Origin of the sequence: Clostridium senegalense JC122, from assembly GCF_000285575.1 — a bacterium.
Taxonomy (GTDB): Bacteria; Bacillota; Clostridia; order Clostridiales; family Clostridiaceae; genus Clostridium_J; species Clostridium_J senegalense.
The window spans coordinates 720489-736885 of sequence record NZ_HE611050.1 but is presented as its reverse complement, the minus strand read 5'-3'; the positions used below and the strand labels follow the sequence as shown (position 1 = coordinate 736885).

Genomic DNA, 16397 nt, shown 5'->3' with positions numbered 1-16397 from the left:
CTTCTTTTATGCATTTTTAAATAACATTTTTTTTTGTCTACAGTGAGCCAAATACACTCTAAATAAACTTTCTGTAGTTAAAAGGCATGCCCGTAAAGCGTATGTTACATCTTTTTCATGATTACTTAATGTATTATCATTTAGATATTTATCATGAAGTGAAAATATTTCAGTTAAAATGTCTTTTGGACAATTAAATAATTCATAGGGTTCTAATATTAAATTATTTAAAATGCTATTTATATTTTTGTTTATAAAAAACACTTGGTTTTGTTCATATATATGATGGTCTGGACGATTTCCTTCGTAGTGCTCATTGTGAGGATAACAAAAATAATCACATATAAAGTGGCAAATACTACCTAGTTCTATCATAAAATTACTATAAGTTATGTCATTGTCTATATTAGAATATATATTATTAATTAAAGTATTAAGATGTGTTACACAGTGATGGTTCACATGATATTTCATATTCTTTTTTTAACATCCGGTCGTATATTACCATATAAAAATGAAACAGGTTTAATAATAATATCAAGTCGTTCTTCTAATATAGGTTGGATTTTATGACCAATTGTCAAATGTGCAATAATATTCATATAAATTACCTCTTTAATTTCTTAAGTATACTTGTGTATTTTAAATGTTAAATTAAAATACTAATTAATATTTATTTTATCCACTACAATTAAAATTATATATTATCCATTAAAAAAATCACTATTAAAAATTGGAAATTTAACTTTTTTAATAGACTGTTTTAAATTAATAATTTAAAACAGTCCTTTTTATAATTATTTAATTAAAATAGAGCTATCTATATTTGAGTATTTAGATATATAATAAGATCTATTTAAAGCAATTTTTTCAAGTGCATATAATAAAACATTTATTTCTTCTATAGTATTATACATTCCAAAACTTACACGAAGAGTTCCGGGATAGGTTTCTTTAGGTAAGGGAATAAAACTTCTGCTTTGTTCGGGAGAAATATGCAAAAGTCTTTGCATATAAGGTTGGGCACAAAAACAGCCACTTCTTACTGCAATTCCAAATTCTAAAGAAAGAGCTTTAGCAACTATATTATGATGAATTCCTTCTATATTAAAAGGGATTATACTAACTTTATTATTAAAATTTAAATAATCTCCATAAATAATCAAATTAGGTATAGAAATCATATTTACAGTAGCATATTTTGTTAAATGTTTTTCATAACTTTCAATGTTCTTCATGCCTAATTTAGAAAATTCATCTACTGCAGAAACCATAGCTAATGCTCCTATTACATTTGGTGTTCCAGCCTCATGCCTATCTGGAGAATCAGCCCATTTAATATAGTCATGCATAACAAAATCTATAGTCCCACCACCAACGTGATCTGGATTACAGTTTGCAAATATATCTTTAGGTCCTAAAAGTGCACCACATCCAAATGGAGCATAGAATTTATGACCGGAAAATGCAATGAAATCTATATGGTTTAAATCATAAAATGGTTTTAAATCTATAGGTGCGTGTGGAGCTAATTGTGCACAATCAACTAAAATTTTTGCATCATAGCTATGAGCAAGTTGTGCTATTTCATAAATTGGTGTTTTATGCCCAGTTACATTTGAAGCTCCAGTTACTGTAACAAGTTTAACCCTACCTTCATATAAATTTAATTTCTTTTCTAAATCATCTATTAATAAATTCCCATTATTATCTATATTAATATAGTCTATATTATACCATTTACGCCAAGGTAAATCGTTAGAATGATGTTCCATTACAGATGATAGTATAACATCTTTTTCAGGTTTATAATCCATTAAAATATAGGCTAATTTGTTTATAGACTCTGTGCAATTTTTTACAAAAATTACATCCATATATTCTTCGTCATAGTTAAAAAAGTTTCCTATAGCTCGTCGATTTTCTTCATACAATATAGTGGAAAGTTGAGATTTATAACCATTTCCACGGTGTATTGATGAATATTGAGGACAAAAGGTAATTATATCATTTATTACCCTTTTTAGAGGTGGCGTAGTTGCTGCATTATCGAAATTTACATATTTTACTAATTTACCATTCAATAGAGGTATATTTGAGTTAACACCAACTACTAAATCTCTGTAAGGGCTATAGTTATTACTCATAAAACACCTCCAAAATTAGGTAGTTTAAAAGGTACTACCTATATAGATATAATATTAAACTTTTTTGTAAATGGTACATATAAATGATATGAATATTGGTAGAACATAAATAAAAAGTTAATTTATTTTTAAAAAATTAAAGTTTATATTTTGTAAAATATAACTATGGACTAATTAATTATTAAAAATACTAACAAATTAACTATAAATATTTAAAATTTTTATAGAAAATATGATAAAATTATTGTTGACAGTATTACTCTGATTTGGTATTATCAAAGTGTAGTAAAACACTCAACATTAAGGAGTGATAAAATGAAATTATCAACAAAAGGACGTTACGGAGTTAAGGCTATGGTTGACTTAGCTATTAATTACGGAAAAAATCCTGTTTCTATAAAAGTTATTTCTCAAAGACAAAATATTTCAGAATATTATTTAGAACAGCTTTTTTCTACACTAAGAAAATCAGGACTTATAAAAAGTATAAGGGGTGCAGCTGGAGGATATGTTTTAGCTAAATCTCCAGAAAAAATAACAATCTATGATATATTAGAGGTTTTAGAAGGTCCAATAGAGATATCAACATGCTTAGATAGTGATTGTTGTGACAATATTGATTGTTGTGCAACAAGAATAGTGTGGAAAAAAATAAAAGAAAGTATAGATAGTGTTACAACATCTATAACTCTTCAGGATATAGTAGACGATTATAAAAATATTTTAACTATTAAAGGAGTGACAGTTCAAAATGAATAAAAAAGTTGTTTATATGGATTATGCAGCTACTACTTACACTAAACCAGAAGTTTTAGAAGAAATGATTCCTTATTTTAATCAATATTTTGGAAATCCATCTTCAATATACTCTATATCAAGAGAAACAAAAAAAGCAATAGATATAGCAAGAGATAGAGTTGCTAAAGCACTTAATGCAGATAGAAGTGAAATATACTTTACAGGTGGCGGATCAGAAGCGGATAACTGGGCTTTAAAAGGAATAGCTTTTGCGCATAAAGAAAAAGGAAACCACATAATAACTACTAAAATAGAACATCATGCAATACTACACACTTGTGAGTATTTAGAAAAATATCATGGATTTGAAATTACATATTTAGATGTAAATGAAGAAGGTATAATAAGCCTTGAAGATTTAGAAAATGCAATAACTGATAAAACTATATTAGTAAGTATTATGTTTGGAAACAATGAGATAGGAGCTATTCAACCAATAAAAGAAATAGGTTCTATATGTAAGGCGAAGAAAGTATTTTTCCATACAGATGCGGTGCAAGCTGTAGGAAATGTAGCTATTGATGTTAAAGATATGAATATAGATATGCTATCATTAGCAGGACATAAAATATATGGACCTAAAGGTGTAGGTGCACTATATATAAGAAAAGGAATAAAAATTCACAATCTAGTACATGGCGGTGGACAAGAAAAAGCAAGACGTGCAGGAACAGAAAATGTAGCAGGAATAGTAGGACTTGGAAAAGCAATAGAACTTGCTAGTGATAATCTAGATGCACATAATAAAAGATTAGTTGAATTAAGAGATAAATTAATAAATGGTTTGCTTAAAATACCTTATACAAAATTAAATGGACCAACTGGAGAAAAAAGATTGCCAGGAAATGTGAATGTTTGCTTTAAATTTATAGAAGGAGAATCTATACTTTTAATGCTTGACGCTATGGGAATATGTGCATCAAGTGGTAGTGCTTGTACATCAGGATCATTAGATCCATCTCATGTATTATTAGCTATAGGACTTCCACATGAAATAGCACATGGTTCATTAAGATTAAGCATAGGTGATGGAACAACAGAAGAAGATGTAGATTACGTTTTAGAAAAAGTTCCAGCAATAGTACAAAGATTAAGAGATATGTCACCATTATACGATGAGTTTGTAAAAGGAGATGAAAAATAATGATATACAGCGAAAAAGTAATGGATCATTTTACTAATCCAAGAAATGTAGGAGAAATAGAAAATGCTAGTGGCGTAGGAGAAGTTGGAAACGCTAAATGTGGAGATATAATGAGAGTTTATCTTAAAATAGAAGATAATATAGTTGTTGATGCAAAATTCAAAACTTTTGGTTGTGGATCTGCAATAGCTTCATCAAGTATGGCTACGGAACTTATAAAAGGAAAATCAGTAGACGAAGCATGGGAGCTTTCTAATAAAGCTGTAGCGGAAGCATTAGATGGACTTCCACCTATAAAAATGCACTGTTCAGTACTTGCAGAAGAAGCAATTCACAAAGCAATAAATGATTATAGAGTTAAACAAGGTTTACAGCCATGGGATTTTAAAGAGACAGATCATGACGCATTACATGATGTGGTTCATGGAGAATAGGTGAATATATAATGAAAAAAAAAGTTGTCATAGGAATGAGTGGAGGCGTAGATAGCTCAGTTGCAGCATATTTATTAAAAGAGCAGGGGTACGACGTTATAGGAATAATGATGAAATTATCACCAGATGATCCAGATTATGCAGAAAATGAAGGTGGATGCTGTTCGCTTTCAGCAGTGTTGGATGCTAGAAGGGTTGCAGATAAATTAGATATTCCTTTTTATGTTATGAACTTTAAGCAACCATTTAAGAACTATGTAATAGACAATTTCGTAGATGAGTATTTTAATGGGAGAACTCCTAATCCATGTATAATGTGTAATAAACATATAAAATTTGAGGAGCTTTTAAGAAAAGCTATATCTATAGGGGCAGATTATGTTGCTACGGGTCATTATGCATCTATAGAGAAAAAGGATGGAAGATATCTTTTAAGAAAATCTGAAGATGATAGGAAAGATCAAACTTATGCATTATATAATCTAACACAAGAACAATTAAAGCATACTTTAATGCCTTGTGGACAATATGCTAAGACTGAGATAAGAGAAATTGCAGAGAAAATTGGACTTGAAGTGTTTAGAAAAAAAGATTCTCAAGAAATATGTTTTATACCAGACAATAACCATGGAAATTATATAGAAAAGAAAAGTGGTAGAAAAGTAAAACCAGGAAAATTTGTGGATAAAAGTGGTAAAGTTTTAGGTGACCACAAAGGAATAGTTTACTATACTATAGGTCAAAGAAAAGGACTAGGTATAGCACTTGGAAAACCAGTTTTTGTAATTGATATTATTCCAGAAAAAAATCAAGTAGTATTAGGCGATGAACAGGATATATTTAGAAATACGTTGATAGCTAAAGATGTTAATTTAATACCGTTTGATGAAGTTGATGGGGAAATTGAAGTTACAGCTAAGGTTAGATATTCAGCAAAACCGGCTAAAGCAAAATTAAGTCAAGTTGGAGTTAATAAAGTAAAATTAGTATTTGAAGAAAACCAAAGAGCAATAACAAAAGGTCAATCAGTAGTATTTTATGATGGAAATTATGTTGTTGGTGGCGGTGTAATAGAAACAGTACTATAAGCATATAAAAGCCTTCATGAAAATGGAGGTTTTTTATTATATCATAATTATAAGTAAAATCTAAAGGAGCAAAAAATGAATGAAATATTAAATTAGGGAAAAATATATAGGGTTATAAAAGATAATGTACATATCCTTGATAGTAAAATAGTTGCAATTAATAAATAAAGAACACAATACTATTAAAATATGTAAAGATAAAGCAAAGTATATTTTCTAAAAATTTTACCAATTAGATTGTTTTTAATGTTATAATTAATAATATAATAAATTAAATATTAATATTTAATTTATGTAAACATATATATTTTTTTCTTATCATGAACGATTTTCACTTGAAGATGGTAGTAGTTTAAATGCCATTTTATAAACATACAGGGTATTTACAGGAGATGATTTTATGGATTATAGTGATAAAGTTTTAGAACATTTTTATTCTCCAAGAAATGTAGGAACAATGCCAGATGCTGATGGAATTGGTGAGGCTGGCGATGCTAATTGTGGAGATATAATGAAGATTTATATAAAGGTAGAAAATAATATAATAAAAAAAGTTAAATTTATGACTTTTGGATGCGGTTCAGCTATTGCATCATCTAGCATAGCAACAGAACTAATAAAAGGCAAAACTTTAGAAGATGCTTGGAGTCTTACAAATAGATCAGTTATAGAAGCATTAGATGGTTTGCCATCAGAAAAAATTCATTGCTCTGTGCTTGCAGAACAAACTATACACAAGGCTATTAATGATTATAGAGAACGCAATAATCTACCTAAATGGGCAGATAGATGGGAAGAAGATAAAAGATAAAATTCATGGGATATCCATGGATTTTATTTTTATATAGATAAGGGATGAGGATTTATTTAAAAAAGTTAGAATATTCAGTTTGTTAATAAAAAATTAAATTTATATAAGGTTGGGGATTGAATGAAAAAAAGAATAATGTTAATAAGAGGAGGCATATTTTCAATAATTATCGCCATGTTACTTTTTAATGTATATATATTTTATATTTATAATGTTGATTTAATTACTTATATTAAAAAATCCCAAGATATATCAGCAGAAGAGCATAGGTGGTTAAATAATCATGGAAAAATAATTTATGCATCAGATCAAAATGCTCCGCCGCTTGCATTTAAAAGTTATAATGGCCAATACAAAGGAATATTAGTTGATTTTATGAATGCATTATCCATAGAAATAGGTCAAGAAGTTGATTTTAGAATTGATGATAGATGGAAAAAATCTTTAGATAACATATTGACTAAACAAATAGATTGTTATGGAATTATACCATCTGATGATAGAAGTGATTACTTTCTCTTTTCAGATCCCATATATATTATAAAAGGAAATATAGTAAAACCTAAAAAATACACAAATATAAAAAATTATAAAAATTTAAAACCATATAAAATAGCAGTTCCAAAAGGAGATTATTCATTAGAATTTTTAAAAGAAAATTTGCAAGATGGGAAATTTATTTTAACAGAAGATGTTAGTGAAGCTTTAGACTTAGTACAGGAAGGGAAAGCTGATGTGGCTATAGGTGATGAGCCCGTTATAAAGTATTACATGGAAAGTAAAGGTTTAAATAGGAATTATGAAACTTTAGAAGAAAGTGTATATGAAAAGCCTATTGTTATAGCAGTACCAAGAGGGGAAAAAAAATTAATTAATATACTAAATAAGGGCATATTTTCATTAAGAAAAAAAGAAACTTTTAGTAGCATAAAAGAGAAATGGTATAAAGATGATTTAAGACTTATTGGAGAAAGTAAAAATAGTAGATTAACTGGCATAATCTTAGTAGCTATTTTTATTTTATTAATATTAACTTACATTATATATATATGGACAAATCTATTAAAAGAAAAGGTGAAATCAAGCACTAAAGAATTAATGGAAAGCAAGAATACTTTAAACAATACTCTAGATAGTATAACTGATATGGTAATTGTGGTAACAAAAGATTATTCAATAACTCATGCTAATAATGCATTTTATGAATTTTTAAAAAAGGATGGGTATTTTAGAAGGTTTAAAGTAAGCATATTTAGTGAGATTATAGAAGAGACTTTTAGTGAAAATTTTGAACTCAGAAAGGAATATATAATAAATGAAAGAACTTTAAGAGTAAATACATTTCCATTTAAAGATAATAGCGAAATTTTACAGAAAATTGTTATTGTTATAAAAGATATAACAAAAGAAAAAATTATAGAAAAAGATATGATTCAAACTAATAAAATGGCAGCAATAGGAGAGTTAGCAGCAGGAATTGCCCATGAAATAAGAAATCCATTGGGCATAATAAGAAATTATTGCTATTTATTAAAAGATAGAACTAATACTTATAATGAGAATAAAGAGTATGTTTTATCAATTGAAAATAATATAGGTAGAGCAACAAAAATTATTGGAAATCTATTGAATTTTGCACGAATATCTAATGAAGAACTAAAAATGACTAATGTAAAAGAATTTATTGATAATATTTTATTATTAGAAAATAAATCTTTAGAAAAGGAAGAAATAGAGGTTATAGTAGAATGTGATGAAAATTTAAGTTTCAAGTTATACAAAGAATCATTAAATCATATATTTTTAAATTTAATTTCAAATAGTATAGATGCTATAAGAAGTGTAGAGCGAAAGGGTAAAATCATTATAACGGCTATGGTAAAAAATAATATATTATATTTTAAAATTTATGATAATGGTTGTGGTATTAAAGAGGACAAACTGACTAAAATATTTAACCCTTTTTATACAAGTAAGCCAATAGGTAAAGGTACAGGCTTGGGATTATATATAACTTACAATGAAGTTGAAAAATGTGGAGGGAATATAAGAGTAGAGAGTATATTTGGGAAAGAAACTTCTTTTTACTTAAATTTTTCTTTATTGGAGGAATGGGAAAATGAGTTATAAGATGGATATTTTATTGGTTGATGATGAAAAGGAATATACGACTATATTAAAAAAATAATAGAAAAGAAAGGTTATAATGTAGAAACTGCTTCTAGTGGAAAAGAAGCTATTGAAAAAATAAAAAAGTTTAGATTTAACTTAGTACTATCAGATTTAATAATGGATGGAATGGATGGCATAGAATTATTAACTAGAATAAAAGAAATAAGTAGTAATATAGAAGTTATATTAGTTACAGGATATGGCAGCATACAAAATGCAGTAGAAGCTATGAAAAAGGGAGCATTTTCATATTTTATTAAAGGAGATTCACCAGAAGTTCTTATAGATGAAATAAAAAAGGTAGAAGAAATGGTGGAGTTAAGGTGTGCTTTTGATAAAAGTAGTGAATTTGTCTTAAAGACTAATAATAAAGAATTTAGTCAAGCGATAGATATAGCTAAGAAAGCAGCAGAAAGTAATATAAATATATTGATTTTAGGAGAGTCAGGAGTAGGAAAAGACGTTTTTGCGAATTATATACATCAATATAGTGATAGAAAAGAAGAAAATTTTGTAGCAGTAAATTGCTGTGCATTTTCTGATACGCTTTTAGAATCAGAATTATTTGGACATGAAAAAGGAGCTTTTACAGGAGCTATAGAAAAAAGAGTAGGAAGATTTGAACTTGCTAATAATGGAACTTTGTTTTTAGATGAAATAGGAGATACATCCTTAGATGTTCAGGTAAAACTTTTAAGGGTTTTAGAAAATAAGACTATACAAAGAATTGGCAGTAATAAAGAAATAGAAGTTGATTTTAGATTAATTTGTGCAACGAATAAGAATTTATATGATGAAATAAAAAAAGGAACATTTAGAGAAGACTTTTTTTATAGAATAAGTAGTATAGTGATAGAAATACCACCTTTAAGAAATAGAGTTGAAGATAAAGAGATGTTAATAAATTTTTTCTTAAATCAATGTGAAATGGAATTTAACAAAAAAATAGAATATATAGATGATGACGCTAAAAAGTTTTTAATGACTTATGAATATCCAGGAAATTTAAGAGAAATGAAAAATATTATAAGAAGATTAGTTGTTTTGGCGGAAAATGGAATGATTACTTCTAAGTATTTACCAAATCAAAACATATCTAATATATACGAGGATGACGTAGATGAAATAAGACCATTAAGAGAAATACGAAGAGAATTCGAAAGTGAATATATAGATAAGGTTTTAGTACAATGCAATGAAAATATTTCAGAAGCGGCACGAAGACTAGAAATAAGTAGAAGGCAATTAAGTAATAAAATAAATGATTTTCAAATTAGGTAATAAATTTTCAAGTGGGAAAAAAATTTCATAGTGATTAGGAAATTTTTTTCCATAATATAAAGTAGAGCATTGTTTTATAAATGCTCTATTTTTTTATGTTTTTATTATATGTAGCATTAATTGATGATAGATTTAGTAAACAGGCAAAAAAAAGAGCGTAAAGAGAATAAACATTATTTTTTATAAAGTTTTAAAGACATATAGGTATTTAAAGCAAATTATCATCTTATATATATAAATCAATATATTTGGCATGATAATTGCTTAAATAAATAGTATATAAAAAATATAAAATATAAGAAATGTTTTATTATATACATCTTAAATCTTTATAGTCATATTATTTTAGTAAAGAGGTGGGGTTATTTATGGATAAGAAGAGAGAAAATTGGGGAAGTAGGTTTGGATTTATAATGGCCACGGCAGGTTTTGCCATAGGTTTAGGAGCCGTATGGAGGTTCCCATATATGGTTGGAGTCAACGGAGGGGGAGCGTTTTTATTAGTTTATATTTTAATATCAGCAATAATAGGTATTCCATTATTTATAGCAGAGATGGGGCTTGGTAGAAGAACACAACTTAATCCAATAAGTGGTATGAGAAAATTAGAAAAAAAAGGAAGCATATGGGTAGCTATAGGATGGCTTGGTGTAGCAGCAGCAACAATAATAATGTCATATTATACAATGCTTATAGGGTGGATGCTTGCTTATTTTATAAAAATGTTAACAGGGCAATTTTCAGGAACTACAGCTGAAGAAATAATGACAATATATACGTCTTTTACATCAAATCCTGTAGAAGTTATGATATATACAGTGATTATGATTATAATACTTGGAATTATAGTTAATAAAGGATTAAAAAATGGTATTGAAAGTTGTTGTAAGTATTTAATGCCAGCACTATTTGTTCTTTTAATTGGACTTGCAATAAAGTCTTTAACATTACCAGGTGCTATAGAAGGTGTTAAATGGTATCTTACACCAGACTTTTCTAAAATTGATGGTGGAGTAATACTTGCAGCACTAAGTCAGGCATTTTTCGCTATAGGAATAGGTTTTGCAGGTTCCTTTGTATATGGAAGCTATTTAGATAAAAATAATAGTAACTTGCCAAGTGATGCAACTATAATAATAATTGTAAATACATTAATAGCAATAGTTGCAGGACTTGTAATATTTCCAGCTATATTTTCATTTGGATTATCTCCAACAGAAGGGCCAGGTTTGACATTTATAACTATGCCAAATTTATTTTCAAAAATGGCAGGAGGAAGATTTTTTGGAGCAGCGTTTTTCTTCTTGGTTATAATTGCGGGAATAACATCAGGGATAGGTTTTTTAGAAGCTATAACTTGTACAGCTTCAGAGGTTTTTAAAGTAGATAGAAAAAAAGCGGTTTGGGTTATCTTAGGAATCATATTTATTCTCTCTATACCATGTATATTATCACAAGGTCCATGGTCAGGAATTAAAATATTAGGCAAAAATTTCTTTGACTTAGCAGATTATGTTTCAGGCAGTATATTAATGCCATTAGGTGCATTATTAATGTCATTATATATTGCGTTAAAGTGGACATTTAAAGGATATATGGATGATTGCAATACAGGTGCAGGAAAGTTTAGGGTACAAAGTTGGTGGAAACCTATAGTTGTAGTTTTAATTCCTATAACAGTAATTATTATAATGATAACTGGATTGATTTAAAATATATTAGAAATATATTAGAATATTAAAAAGGGCTATTGTAAAACTCACTGAATAATTTCAGTTAGTGGAGCAATAGCTCTTTTTATATTTATTAAAAGAATATATTTTAAAAAAATATGGAAACAATATAGAGGAGGTGGTGAGATTTTGTATAAAAGTAGTGACTTTATTTACATGGATGTAGTTAATATAGAAGGAGAAACCTTAGGGTATATTAATGATATTCTTATAAATTTTCATAAAAAACAGATTTTAGGTTTTTCTGTAACCCCTTATAAATTATTAAGAAAAAATTTTAATGTATTAAAAGAAGATATAATTTATCATAATAAAAATATGGTTGTAAAAAGCATTAACAAAGGTAAATATTTAAAATTTAGTGATATAAAAAAATATATGTTATAAATAAAATTCAGAGGTTATAGGAATAGTTAAGGATATAATTTTTGAAGAAAAAGAGTTTAAATTAAAAGGCATAGTAGTTGCAAAAATATTTCTAGTTTACTTAAAGAAAGAAATATATTTATTGCAAAGGAAATGATTTTAGGGGAAAAAATATGTTTTACATAGGAGAAAATAAAAATTTCAACTAGTATGTGTTCCCGGTACTAAAAAAATATAAAGAAATTTTGCAGTATATAAAATTAAAGTAGAGGTTGATGAATTTGAAAAAATAAATAAAGATAAAATCATTAATGTAAGCTTTATGATTTTTATACTATTTGGTATATACTTCATATTAAAGAAGTTTCCTATATTTTTAGATTTAATAATGGTAGTATTACTTTCGTTTATAATTTCATATAGTTTAAGACCATATTATAAGTTTTTAATAAAAAAAGGAATGAATTCTAGGTTAAGTGCGTTAGTAGTAATTTTAAGTATCATATTAGGAATAATAATTATTTTTACAATATTAATTCCTTCTATATTTAACGAAAGTGAAAATTTAAATGGATTATTAATAACTATAGAAGAGTATATAAGTAAGTTTAAAAATTTAAAAATACCTATGGGAAATAATGAATATATAGCAAATTTTATGACTGTAGTATATGAAAAGGTTCAACTGCTTTTTAATGAATTGGCAAATAGTGCAATAGAAAAAATAATACAATTAGGTGAAAATATATTACTGTTTTTAATAGTGCCTACAGTAATTTATTTTTTCTTATGTGATGATAACCTTATTTTAAGTGGATTATTAAAGTTTATACCTAATAGTGAACGACAAGCACTAAGAAAAACATTGCTTCATATTGATAAAGTACTAGAAAGATATATAATAACACAATTTGAATTATGCGGAATAATAGGTGTATTAACATTTTTTTCATTAGCATTTTTAAAGGTGAAATTTCCTGTATTATTATCAGTAATTAATGCAATTTTCAATATCATACCATATTTTGGACCTGTTATAGGTGCAGTACCAATAATTATATTATCTAGTATGACATCTATAAGAACTGCAGTATATGTTTCTATTGTATTAGCCATAATACAACAGGTAGAAGGTGATATAATAGGTCCTAAAATAATAGGTGACAGTGTTAATGCTCACCCATTAACGATACTTATATTACTTTTGATAGGTGGAAATATTGGAGGAATAATTGGTATGATAATAGTTATTCCTATTTGGGTAACAATTAAGGTGATATATGAGGATATTGAAGCATATTTATTTTAATGTTATGTTTTGTCAATTAAAATAAAGTATTGCAATTTAAAATTTATAAATTTGATATATAGTATAGAATATAAGAAGCTATATATAGTAGGAAATAGAACAGTAAATATTAAAAATAAGTTTTTTCTTTTATAAAATAGTTGACAAATTAAGCTTTTTTAATATAATGAAAATATAAAAATTTAATATAATGGCAATGATAAGAATTAGTAAATATATTAAGACATTAAGAGAGGAAGTGGTTGGTGAAAACTTCTTGGGAGATATATTGAAGCTGTCTTTGAGCTATATTTAATTAAGAGATATTGACGATGAAAATAATTGTCATCAATATAATAAGGGTGGTAACGCGGAACTTTCGTCCCTTCTTAGGGAAAGAAGTTCTATTTTTTTACAAAAAAACAAATTATTTGAGGAGGAAAAGATATGAAAAACATGACCGTAAATGAAATAAGAGAATCTTATTTAAGCTTTTTTGAAGGTAAGGAACACTTAAGATTAGAAAGTTTTCCATTAGTACCTAAAAGTGATAAAAGCTTATTGTTAATAAATGCAGGAATGGCTCCATTAAAGCCATACTTCACTGGAATTCAAACACCGCCATCTACTAGAGTTACAACATGCCAAAAATGTATAAGAACAGGTGATATTGAAAATGTAGGAAAAACTTCAAGACATGGTACATTTTTTGAGATGCTTGGTAATTTTTCTTTTGGAGATTACTTTAAAGGGGAAGTTATTCCATGGGCATGGGAGTATATAACAAAGGTTTTACAAATACCAAAAGATAGATTGTATGTAACAATACATTTAAATGATGACGAAGCTTTTGAAATATGGACTTCAAAAACAGATGTTGATCCAAGTCGTATATTTAGATTAGGTGCAGATAACTTCTGGGAAATAGGAGTAGGTCCTTGTGGTCCATCTTCTGAAATACATTTTGATAGAAATCCAGAGCTTGGACAGGTTAAAGATGCAGAAGAATTTGTAACTGCATCAGATAATGATAGAATAATTGAGTTTTGGAATTTAGTATTCACTCAATTTGATAAAGATGAAGAAGGTAATTATAATAAATTAGATCATCCTAATATAGATACAGGAATGGGGCTTGAGAGAATAGCTACTATAATGCAAGGTGTTGACAATATATTCGAAATTGACACTATGAAAGCTATAGTAGATAGAGTTTGCGAAATGTCAAATAGAAAATATAAAGAAAATGCACAAGAAGATATTTCTATAAGAATAATAACAGATCATGTTAGAAGTGTAACGTTTATGATTAGTGACGGAATATTACCTTCAAATGAAGGAAGAGGATATGTACTTAGAAGACTTTTAAGAAGAGCAGCTAGACACGGTAGATTGTTAGGGATAAAAGATATATTCCTAAGTGAACTTTGTGATGTAGTAATAAAAAATTCTAAAGGTGAATACAAAGAGTTAGAAAAAAAAGCTGATTATATTAAAAAAGTAATTAAACTAGAAGAAGAAAGATTTAGTGAAACTATAGACTCTGGTATGGATATATTAAAATCATATATAGAAGAATTAGAAAAAAATAATGAAAATATCTTAAAAGGTGAAAAAGCATTTAAGTTATATGATACTTATGGGTTCCCAATAGAACTTACAGAAGAGATCTTAGATGAGAAAAACTTAAAAGTAGATATAGATGGTTTTAATAAAGAGATGCAAAGTCAAAGGGAGAGAGCAAGAAATGCTAGAGGCGACTCAAATTATATGGGAAATGAAGATATTATAACAAATAAAATAGATAAAGATATAAAAACTTCTTTTGTTGGATATAATAAATTAATAGATGAGTCAGAAGTGAGAGTACTGATAAATGGTAATGAGTTTGTATCTTCACTTGAAAAGGGAGATAAAGGGGTTATCGTTACAACTGAAACTCCATTCTATGCTGAAATGGGAGGTCAAGTTGGAGATAAAGGTACTATAACTTGTGAAAACTTTAAAGCTATAGTTTATGATTGTAAGAAAAATATTTCTGGGAAAATACTTCATTTTGTAAAAGTTATTGAAGGTGAAATTAGTGTTGGAAATAAAGTTAAGCTTTCAGTAGATGAAGAAAGAAGAAATAAAATATGTAAAAACCATACTGCAACCCATATGCTGCATGAGACGTTAAAAGAAATTTTAGGTGATCATGTAAATCAAAGTGGTTCATATGTTGATGATAGTAGACTAAGATTTGATTTTACACATTTTTCAGCAATGACGGCAGATGAGATTAAAAAAGTTGAAAATAGATTGAATGAAGAAATAATGAAAGTTTATAATGTATCTACTGATGTTATGACTATAGAAGAAGCAAAACAAAGTGGTGCAGTTGCATTATTTGATGATAAGTATTCAGAAGATGTAAGAGTTGTTTCTGTAGGCGAATTTAGTAAAGAACTTTGTGGAGGAACTCATGTTAAAAATTCTGGTGAAATAGGATTATTTAAAATTTTAAGTGAAAATGGAGTAGCAGCTGGAATTAGAAGAATAGAAGCAACAACTGGTGAAGAATCTGTAAAATTTGTTGAAGAAAAAAATGAGTTATTAAAAGATGTTGCATCAATGTTAAAGTGTACAGAAAAAGATTTATTAAATAAAGTTCAAGGATTACTTCAAGAAATAAAAGAAAAAGAGAAGGAAGTTCAGGGTTTAAAAAATAAATTATCAAGTGGATTAGAAGATGAATTATTAAGTTTAGTAGAAGAATGTAATGGAGTAAAAACATTAGTTGCTGCAGTAAAAGACATAGATGGAGATGGATTAAGAAGCCTTGCAGACAAATTAAGAGACAAACTTCAAAGTGGAGTAGTTGTTCTTGGAAGTGCATCAAATAATAAAGTTCAATTTGTAGCTATGGCAACAAAAGATGTAACATCAAATGGAATTCATTGTGGAAAAATAATAAAAGAAGCAGCTACAGTAGCTGGCGGCGGCGGCGGTGGAAGACCAGATATGGCTCAAGCTGGTGGAAAACTACCTGAAAAATTAGATGAGGCAATTAATAAAGCTAAGGCAGTAATAGAAAGTTCTGTTAAATAGTGTACTTTTTACTTCCGATGATTTATAATATATATAACAATTATG

14 protein-coding genes and 1 other annotated feature are annotated in these 16397 nt (G+C 27.5%); of the genes, 11 read left to right on the top strand and 3 right to left on the bottom strand.

The features are described from left to right. Nucleotides 1-6: 6 nt before the first annotated feature. From CSGHG_RS04080 to CSGHG_RS04070, 3 genes are all read right to left on the bottom strand, one after another. Nucleotides 7-474, bottom strand: a complete 468-nt coding sequence (locus CSGHG_RS04080; protein ID WP_010292921.1) for a zinc dependent phospholipase C family protein — start codon at nt 472-474, stop codon at nt 7-9. Continuing rightward, entirely contained in the window at nt 471-602 is a 132-nt protein-coding gene (locus CSGHG_RS24550; protein WP_268869835.1) for a hypothetical protein, read from the bottom strand. The genes CSGHG_RS04080 and CSGHG_RS24550 overlap by 4 nt, the downstream gene beginning before the upstream one ends. Nucleotides 603-797: 195 nt before the next feature. Beyond that, complete coding sequence (locus CSGHG_RS04070) at nt 798-2147, bottom strand: aminotransferase class V-fold PLP-dependent enzyme (protein WP_010292920.1); 1350 nt, start codon at nt 2145-2147, stop codon at nt 798-800. Between the two features lie 315 nt (nt 2148-2462). On the opposite strand from CSGHG_RS04070, the gene CSGHG_RS04065 reads away from it, so the two are divergent. The 11 genes from CSGHG_RS04065 to alaS all read left to right on the top strand — a co-directional run bounded on the left by CSGHG_RS04065 (nt 2463) and on the right by alaS (nt 16352). Next, nucleotides 2463-2906 (top strand): RrF2 family transcriptional regulator, encoded by a 444-nt coding sequence (locus tag CSGHG_RS04065; protein WP_010292918.1) that lies wholly within the window; start codon nt 2463-2465, stop codon nt 2904-2906. Further along, entirely contained in the window at nt 2899-4089 is a 1191-nt protein-coding gene (gene nifS / locus CSGHG_RS04060; protein WP_010292917.1) for a cysteine desulfurase NifS, read from the top strand. Before CSGHG_RS04065 ends, nifS begins: the two co-directional genes overlap by 8 nt. Continuing rightward, on the top strand, nt 4089-4523 hold the full coding sequence (gene nifU, locus CSGHG_RS04055; protein WP_010292915.1) for a Fe-S cluster assembly scaffold protein NifU: 435 nt from the start codon (nt 4089-4091) through the stop codon (nt 4521-4523). Before nifS ends, nifU (CSGHG_RS04055) begins: the two co-directional genes overlap by 1 nt. Before the next feature lie 11 nt (nt 4524-4534). Beyond that, on the top strand, nt 4535-5611 hold the full coding sequence (mnmA, locus tag CSGHG_RS04050) for a tRNA 2-thiouridine(34) synthase MnmA (RefSeq protein WP_010292914.1): 1077 nt from the start codon (nt 4535-4537) through the stop codon (nt 5609-5611). Nucleotides 5612-6011: 400 nt separating this feature from the next. Continuing rightward, a complete protein-coding gene (nifU, locus tag CSGHG_RS04045; RefSeq protein WP_010292913.1) occupies nt 6012-6422 on the top strand; it encodes a Fe-S cluster assembly scaffold protein NifU in 411 nt (136 codons plus the stop codon). A gap of 120 nt (nt 6423-6542) precedes the next feature. Further along, complete coding sequence (locus CSGHG_RS04040; RefSeq protein WP_010292912.1) at nt 6543-8552, top strand: transporter substrate-binding domain-containing protein; 2010 nt, start codon at nt 6543-6545, stop codon at nt 8550-8552. A gap of 33 nt (nt 8553-8585) precedes the next feature. Then, nucleotides 8586-9875, top strand: coding sequence for a sigma-54-dependent transcriptional regulator (locus CSGHG_RS19835; RefSeq protein ID WP_328284731.1), 1290 nt, complete (start codon nt 8586-8588; stop codon nt 9873-9875). A gap of 368 nt (nt 9876-10243) precedes the next feature. Continuing rightward, on the top strand, nt 10244-11587 hold the full coding sequence (locus tag CSGHG_RS04030; protein WP_010292910.1) for a sodium-dependent transporter: 1344 nt from the start codon (nt 10244-10246) through the stop codon (nt 11585-11587). A 150-nt stretch (nt 11588-11737) separates the two neighbouring features. Further along, nucleotides 11738-11995 (top strand): PRC-barrel domain-containing protein, encoded by a 258-nt coding sequence (locus CSGHG_RS21720; RefSeq protein ID WP_010292908.1) that lies wholly within the window; start codon nt 11738-11740, stop codon nt 11993-11995. Between the two features lie 301 nt (nt 11996-12296). Next, nucleotides 12297-13283, top strand: a complete 987-nt coding sequence (locus CSGHG_RS04015; RefSeq protein ID WP_010292907.1) for an AI-2E family transporter — start codon at nt 12297-12299, stop codon at nt 13281-13283. A 187-nt stretch (nt 13284-13470) separates the two neighbouring features. Then, nucleotides 13471-13652: a binding site (T-box leader), on the top strand. A gap of 57 nt (nt 13653-13709) precedes the next feature. Beyond that, nucleotides 13710-16352 carry an alanine--tRNA ligase gene (alaS, locus tag CSGHG_RS04010; RefSeq protein ID WP_010292905.1) on the top strand — a complete coding sequence of 881 codons (2643 nt, stop codon included), beginning with the start codon at nt 13710-13712 and terminating at the stop codon, nt 16350-16352. Nucleotides 16353-16397 lie beyond the last annotated feature (45 nt).

What these genes read in the sequence shown, in the direction of transcription:
- CSGHG_RS04080 (WP_010292921.1), bottom strand. Translation starts at nt 474, where the DNA reads ATGAAATATCATGTGAACCATCACTGTGTAACACATCTTAATACTTTA.
- CSGHG_RS24550 (WP_268869835.1), bottom strand. Translation starts at nt 602, where the DNA reads ATGAATATTATTGCACATTTGACAATTGGTCATAAAATCCAACCTATA.
- CSGHG_RS04070 (WP_010292920.1), bottom strand. Translation starts at nt 2,147, where the DNA reads ATGAGTAATAACTATAGCCCTTACAGAGATTTAGTAGTTGGTGTTAAC.
- CSGHG_RS04065 (WP_010292918.1), top strand. Translation starts at nt 2,463, where the DNA reads ATGAAATTATCAACAAAAGGACGTTACGGAGTTAAGGCTATGGTTGAC.
- nifS (WP_010292917.1), top strand. Translation starts at nt 2,899, where the DNA reads ATGAATAAAAAAGTTGTTTATATGGATTATGCAGCTACTACTTACACT.
- nifU (WP_010292915.1), top strand. Translation starts at nt 4,089, where the DNA reads ATGATATACAGCGAAAAAGTAATGGATCATTTTACTAATCCAAGAAAT.
- mnmA (WP_010292914.1), top strand. Translation starts at nt 4,535, where the DNA reads ATGAAAAAAAAAGTTGTCATAGGAATGAGTGGAGGCGTAGATAGCTCA.
- nifU (WP_010292913.1), top strand. Translation starts at nt 6,012, where the DNA reads ATGGATTATAGTGATAAAGTTTTAGAACATTTTTATTCTCCAAGAAAT.
- CSGHG_RS04040 (WP_010292912.1), top strand. Translation starts at nt 6,543, where the DNA reads ATGAAAAAAAGAATAATGTTAATAAGAGGAGGCATATTTTCAATAATT.
- CSGHG_RS04030 (WP_010292910.1), top strand. Translation starts at nt 10,244, where the DNA reads ATGGATAAGAAGAGAGAAAATTGGGGAAGTAGGTTTGGATTTATAATG.
- CSGHG_RS04015 (WP_010292907.1), top strand. Translation starts at nt 12,297, where the DNA reads ATGATTTTTATACTATTTGGTATATACTTCATATTAAAGAAGTTTCCT.
- alaS (WP_010292905.1), top strand. Translation starts at nt 13,710, where the DNA reads ATGAAAAACATGACCGTAAATGAAATAAGAGAATCTTATTTAAGCTTT.